Origin of the sequence: uncultured Shewanella sp. (genome assembly GCF_947491715.1) — a bacterium.
Lineage (GTDB): Bacteria > Pseudomonadota > Gammaproteobacteria > Enterobacterales > Shewanellaceae > Shewanella.
Genome location: NZ_CANLKR010000041.1, coordinates 38,870 through 44,869 on the forward strand (window position 1 = coordinate 38,870; position 6,000 = coordinate 44,869).

A 6,000-nucleotide genomic window follows, 5' to 3' on the forward strand; every position below is an offset into this window, starting at 1 on the left:
AACCCAACATAAGTGTGCTACAAACCCATACCAGTTTCATTTTTATTCCAGATGCAAAAAAACGCCCTTAATTTCTTAAGGGCGCTTCTCTAAATTTGGCACAGAGATAGTGATTTGAACCCTACATAGTCGTGCTACAAACCGATTGTTAAATTACAGGCATAAAAAAACCTATCTTTAGGAATAGGTTTTTTTATTTTTTATTTGGCGGAGAGATAGGGATTTGAACCCTAAGTAAGTGTGCTACAAACCCATTAGATTTTAGACACAAAAAAGGCAACCTGTTAAGATTGCCTTTTTTGTTTTATTTGGCACAGGGATAGGGACTTGAACCCTACATAGTCGTGCTACAAACCGATTGTTAAATTACAGGCACAAAAAAGCCTATCATTTCTGATAGGCTTTTTCGTTTTATTTGGCGGAGAGATAGGGATTTGAACCCTAGATGGGCTACAAACCCATGCCGGTTTTCAAGACCGGTGCATTCGACCACTCTGCCATCTCTCCAGTGGCGCCGATAATAGGAGGTTATCATGACCTTGTAAACCCTTAGCAGACCTAAGCGAACAAAAAAACAACCAAAATAATTCTTCCGTATAAAAAAGGAGCACATTGCTGTGTTTTACATCACTATTTAACTCACCTTGCTTTGAGCACTATTGACATTTTCAACAGCCTTATCACTTGGCACAAGCAGCTCTTTCAATGCTAATAATGAACTGACTTGATAAGTAGGGTAAATTCCCTCAACTAAGGGCTCTTTAAAACGATTAAGCCAGCAAGTATCAATACTCGAATTCATACCGCCTTGAATGTCAGAATACTGATTATCACCCACCATGAGGATACGATTCAAATCAAGGATCCCTTGCTCTTTTGACTCATGTAAACTCATACGCTCAAATGCATATTCAAAAATACCCACGTGGGGTTTGGCTAATCCCACCTCTTCTGAGATCACCACTAACGAAAAAATATCCAGCAAACCCGTTTTTTGTAATCGAATGGTTTGCAGTTGAGTAAAGCCATTGGTAATAATCCCTAACCGCACTTTACCGTTCAAAGCATCAAGCAATGCCTGAGCCCCAGGTAATAATTGGCAAATATCTGCCATGGCATGCAAAAAACCAGCATTCAACTGTTGAGGTGATACATTGAGTTTTTCAGCCCAGAGAATAAAGCGTCTTTCTTGTAACTGCTGAGCCGTAATTTTGCCATCTTGATAATCCCCCCATAATGGCAAATTGACGCTTTGGTATGCTTTGAAATCTTGCTCAGTAAAAATCACATCATAATCTAAGAATAACCTTTGTAAGCCTTTGAATGAATTAAAATGAAACAAGGTTTCATCCGCATCAAACAAAATCCATTGGTACTTCATGAATATTCCTCAATGAATGGGAAAATAGAAGGAAAGCAAGATAAGAAAAAAAACACAAATTGGCAAATAAAAAAGCACCACTACTCAATATAATAAATGGTGCTTTTAAGAAAAATATCAATCAAAAATCAAAAATAAAGAGGCAATGACTCCTAATAAACCTAAAGCCGAGAGATCCACTGTCCAATCAAAAATAGACTTCTTGGGTTCAGCCCCTCGAGCCCCTCTAATACAAATGCCCTTTTTGCCTTCAAACGTCGCTTGAATTTGCTCCATTGTTACTTTCATTTGTCCAATAAGCGCCTTTTCAGGCAAATGCACTAAATGTGGAGAAGGCTGAAAAACCTTACCTCGATATGCTATACTCCCCGAAGATATCAGCGAATCATAAACATCGGCATAATTAATTGCACAATAATGTTCGTTATCATCAAAATGAAACACTGACTTTATTGCTATCGCTTTAGCATATTCATCTAATTTATTTTTCGTCACCATTCTACCTCTTATTACATGGGCGTCATTAGTAGGTAACAGTTAACTTCCTATTTAAGCAGTTGACTCACAAATATGACCTTACAACTTATAAACAATATACCATATTAGGCTACATTTTTTAAAATCATCTCGTTATAAAATAGTGCATATTGAAGTATCACGGGAATAAACACACTCAGATTGAATTAACCTTTATACGCTTTGCTCGCTTGCTCTAATGCTAATATATCTGAGTTACATATAAAGGGTCTTAATTTCATTAACTTAGATTCACACCAATCATACATTTTTAAAGCAAGCAAACGTTTAATCACATCTTGAGAAAAACGATAACGAATATGAGTTGCAGGGCTTCCGCCCACGACACTGTATGCAGGGACATCTTTTGTAACAACACTATTCGCTGCAATAATGGCTCCTTCTCCTATATGGACGCCAGGCATTACCATAGCCCGCATCCCTAACCATGCTCCATCATCAATACAGGTATCCCCTTTACCCAGATAACTCTCTTCGATCATATCCATAAAAGGATACAAACAAAACCAATCATCTCGATGAGTATGGTTCCCCCCCATCAAAATAACGACCTCAGCACCAATACACACATAATTACCAATAATAAGTTGATCAATATGCCATTTAGCTTGCCACTGACTACTCACTTCGTCTCCGTGTAAATACCTGACAACTGAAGCTTCAAAACCTTCATCATAGGCATCACTATAGTAACTGTGTTTCCCTTTTAAAATAATATTAGGATTGCTCACAACATCATATAACAATTGCACTTTAGACCAATGTTTATTGTTCTTCATTATTCAATACCTTACTCTTTAGTATTGACGGTTTGATAAGTTTGCGTCTGCCAGTCATAACGGTAAAGAATGCCTTGCCACTCGTATTGTGTACCAGTACTGGTTTGTATCACTTTTGCATTATCCGGTAAACGAGTCAGCCCTTGACTATATTGTACACTGGTGGTTATTTGCTGAGGCGGTGCAATAACTTTGGGTTGACTAGGTCTAACAAGCGGCCTGCTCCAACCAAAAAGGGGAAAAGCAGAAGCACCATAATAGCCCGCTCTGCCCCAAGGGTATCCCCAACGGGAACCATAATAACCACCATAAGGATACCAGCCATTATTCCAACCTGACCCAATGCCGATACTCCAACCAACTCTACTACCATAACCTGAGTGATAGCCATAGCGACTGTTATAACGCTGATTATACCGATTATTATAGTAAGCTCGATTATAAACATACTGATTTTTATGTTGAACTGAATGATGACTTGAAGCGACTTTATGCTGTGATTTAGATTGATGATTAGACACTTGCCTCTGGTTCTTTTGCTGTGCGCTTTTCATCGTATTAGAGTCAGCTAACACAGAAACACTAGGCAACAGTAGCATAACGGCAATGATATGAGTGGTTAAAATACGCATGTTAATCTCCGACTACTAAGCTAAACGCTAAGCGCAAAACTAAATGGAGTACTCTTGATAAGAGTTTACACGTAAACCCGTATCAATCACTCGAAACATAAATAATTTTTAATGTTATCACTGGTAAATTAAGAATAGGCGCCATACTTAGTGCTCCTTAACCAATAACAATACAAGTTTATATTAGCAAGGCAAAGATGACTTAGCCTTAGGTAAAATGCTATAGTGCCGCGCATACAAGCCTAACATTAGAGAATATTTCCATATGAGTTTTAAGGATTTGCGGAGTTTCATTGACCACCTTGAACAAAGTGGTGAATTAAAACGAATTAGCTATCCCGTTGATCCTCACTTAGAAATGACGGAAATTGCTGATAGAGTCCTCAGAGCTGGTGGGCCAGCTTTATTATTTGAAAACCCCAAAAATCACTCTATTCCTGTTTTAGCCAACTTATTTGGCAGCGCTAAACGTGTCGCAATGGCACTTGGAAAGGAAGACCCTCTTGCCCTGAGAGATGTTGGTGAACTGTTAGCTTTTTTAAAAGAACCTGAGCCACCAAGGGGCTTTAAAGATGCAATCGCTAAACTGCCTAAATTTAAGCAAGCCTTAAATATGCCCCCTAAGACCGTGCGCAATCCAGAATGCCAGCAAGTGATATTAAAAGGTGATGATGTCGATTTGACACAACTGCCAATTCAACACTGCTGGCCTGGTGATGCAGCCCCTTTAGTCAGTTGGGGCTTAACAATCACAAAGGGTCCCAATAAAGAAAGACAAAATTTAGGCATTTATCGCCAACAATTATTAGGTAAAAACAAACTCATTATGCGTTGGCTTGATCATCGTGGCGGCGCATTAGATTTTAAAGATTTTAAAGAACAACATCCTGGCGAGCCTTATCCTGTGGTCGTCGCACTCGGCAGTGATCCCGTTACCATTTTAGGGGCAGTAACCCCAGTCCCCGATTCAATGAGTGAATATGCGTTTGCAGGATTATTACGAGGCGAGCGCACCCAAGTGTGTAAGGCGATCAGCTGTGATTTAGAAGTGCCCGCCAGCAGCGAAATCATTTTAGAAGGGTATATTGATCCAACCGAAATGGCTGAAGAAGGCCCTTATGGGGATCATACCGGTTATTATAATGAAACGGATGAATTCCCAGTCTTTACTGTTACTCATATTACCCATAGAAAAGATCCGATTTATCATAGCACTTATACTGGTAGGCCACCCGATGAGCCCGCTATGTTAGGTGTGGCACTCAATGAAGTTTTTGTGCCGATTTTACAAAAGCAATATCCTGAAATTATTGATTTTTATTTACCTCCTGAAGGTTGTTCATATCGAATGGCGGTCATCTCGATTAAAAAGCAATATCCAGGCCATGCCAAACGCGTCATGATGGGCGCTTGGTCTTTCTTACGCCAATTTATGTATACTAAATTCATTGTCGTCGTTGATGAAGATGTTAACTGTCGTGATTGGCAGGATGTGATTTGGGCCATCACAACTCGAATGGATCCCAGCCGTGATACTGTAATGATCGATAATACGCCTATTGATTATTTGGATTTTGCTTCACCCGTCTCGGGACTGGGTTCAAAAATGGGATTAGATGCCACCAATAAATGGCAAGGGGAAACCACTCGAGAATGGGGAACCCCGATTATTATGGATGAAAATGTTAAACAAAAAGTTGATGATATTTGGCAAGAATTAGGTCTCGATGAGTCAATTCATTCACCAAAAATTAAATAATAAAACCCCTGATATTAGTAGTATACGCCATTGAGATAGATGGCATACTCAAGGAAGTTAAATGAAGACCATTCGCTGTAAAATTGAACAAGTTTCACCTTTTAACGATGCCGTTTTTCAAGTGACACTCAAACCTGAGACGGCCTTTGATTTTAAAGCTGGGCAATACTTGTGTATCGTCATGGGAGAAAAAGACAAACGCCCTTTTTCTATCGCCAGCGCGCCAGATGCAGAGCACATTGAATTACATATAGGTGCCGCCGTAACCGAAAGTTATCCCATGCAAGTGGTCGAAAAGCTAAAACAATGCTTACAAGACAATACTGATATTGAAGTTGAAGTACCAGGCGGTGACGCACACTTTAGAAGTGACAGCCAACGCCCCCGCTTACTCATTGCCGGCGGCACAGGCTTTTCTTACATTAAAAGTATTGTTGAGCAACAAATTGCCCTTGGACAAGCAATAGAAACCCAACTTTATTGGGGTTGTCGCACACAAGAAGCGATGTACTATGAAGAGATTGCTAGACAATGGCATGACGCCCATCCTTGGCTGCATTTTATTCCTGTAATTGAAGAAGCTACTCAAGACTGGCAAGGTAAAGAAGCCAATTTATTAGAACAAATTAAAACAGATTTCACCAGCCTTATTGGCTTTGATATTTATATTGCAGGCCGCTTTGATATGGTCGGCGCCGCACGCGAAGTATTTCGCGGCATGGGCGTTGACGAAGAACATCTCTATGGGGATGCCTTTGCTTTTATTAAATAAAGCGATTTGAGCATTGTGTCTAGTCCTAAAATAGGTTGACGGTTTTTATTAAGCCAGTTGGACCCCCCGACTGGCTTTTTCATGTACTTCGTTTGGGGTTTTCATCCCTAAACTAAGATGTGGTCTTAATTGGTTATAAG

Annotated in this window: 6 protein-coding genes and 1 tRNA gene; 2 read left to right on the plus strand and 5 right to left on the minus strand. The window is 39.8% G+C overall.

Annotated features, from left to right (window positions below):
• Nucleotides 1–416: 416 nt before the first annotated feature.
• The 5 genes from Q0779_RS20160 to Q0779_RS20180 all read right to left on the minus strand — a co-directional run bounded on the left by Q0779_RS20160 (nt 417) and on the right by Q0779_RS20180 (nt 3,329).
• A tRNA-Ser gene (locus Q0779_RS20160) sits at nt 417–507 on the minus strand.
• Between the two features lie 127 nt (nt 508–634).
• Nucleotides 635–1,381 carry a pyrimidine 5'-nucleotidase gene (gene yjjG, locus Q0779_RS20165; protein WP_298775447.1) on the minus strand — a complete coding sequence of 249 codons (747 nt, stop codon included), beginning with the start codon at nt 1,379–1,381 and terminating at the stop codon, nt 635–637.
• A 117-nt stretch (nt 1,382–1,498) separates the two neighbouring features.
• Nucleotides 1,499–1,879 (minus strand): hypothetical protein, encoded by a 381-nt coding sequence (locus Q0779_RS20170; protein ID WP_298775448.1) that lies wholly within the window; start codon nt 1,877–1,879, stop codon nt 1,499–1,501.
• A 185-nt stretch (nt 1,880–2,064) separates the two neighbouring features.
• Entirely contained in the window at nt 2,065–2,697 is a 633-nt protein-coding gene (locus Q0779_RS20175) for a CatB-related O-acetyltransferase (protein ID WP_298775449.1), read from the minus strand.
• A gap of 11 nt (nt 2,698–2,708) precedes the next feature.
• Nucleotides 2,709–3,329 (minus strand): hypothetical protein, encoded by a 621-nt coding sequence (locus Q0779_RS20180; protein WP_298775450.1) that lies wholly within the window; start codon nt 3,327–3,329, stop codon nt 2,709–2,711.
• Between the two features lie 265 nt (nt 3,330–3,594).
• Here Q0779_RS20180 and ubiD point away from each other — a divergent pair, with 265 nt between their 5' ends.
• A complete protein-coding gene (ubiD, locus tag Q0779_RS20185) occupies nt 3,595–5,088 on the plus strand; it encodes a 4-hydroxy-3-polyprenylbenzoate decarboxylase (protein ID WP_298775452.1) in 1,494 nt (497 codons plus the stop codon).
• A 61-nt stretch (nt 5,089–5,149) separates the two neighbouring features.
• Nucleotides 5,150–5,860, plus strand: a complete 711-nt coding sequence (gene fre / locus Q0779_RS20190) for an NAD(P)H-flavin reductase (protein ID WP_298775453.1) — start codon at nt 5,150–5,152, stop codon at nt 5,858–5,860.
• Nucleotides 5,861–6,000 lie beyond the last annotated feature (140 nt).

What these genes read in the sequence shown, in the direction of transcription:
- ubiD (WP_298775452.1), top strand. Translation starts at nt 3,595, where the DNA reads ATGAGTTTTAAGGATTTGCGGAGTTTCATTGACCACCTTGAACAAAGT.
- Q0779_RS20175 (WP_298775449.1), bottom strand. Translation starts at nt 2,697, where the DNA reads ATGAAGAACAATAAACATTGGTCTAAAGTGCAATTGTTATATGATGTT.
- Q0779_RS20170 (WP_298775448.1), bottom strand. Translation starts at nt 1,879, where the DNA reads ATGGTGACGAAAAATAAATTAGATGAATATGCTAAAGCGATAGCAATA.
- fre (WP_298775453.1), top strand. Translation starts at nt 5,150, where the DNA reads ATGAAGACCATTCGCTGTAAAATTGAACAAGTTTCACCTTTTAACGAT.
- Q0779_RS20180 (WP_298775450.1), bottom strand. Translation starts at nt 3,329, where the DNA reads ATGCGTATTTTAACCACTCATATCATTGCCGTTATGCTACTGTTGCCT.
- yjjG (WP_298775447.1), bottom strand. Translation starts at nt 1,381, where the DNA reads ATGAAGTACCAATGGATTTTGTTTGATGCGGATGAAACCTTGTTTCAT.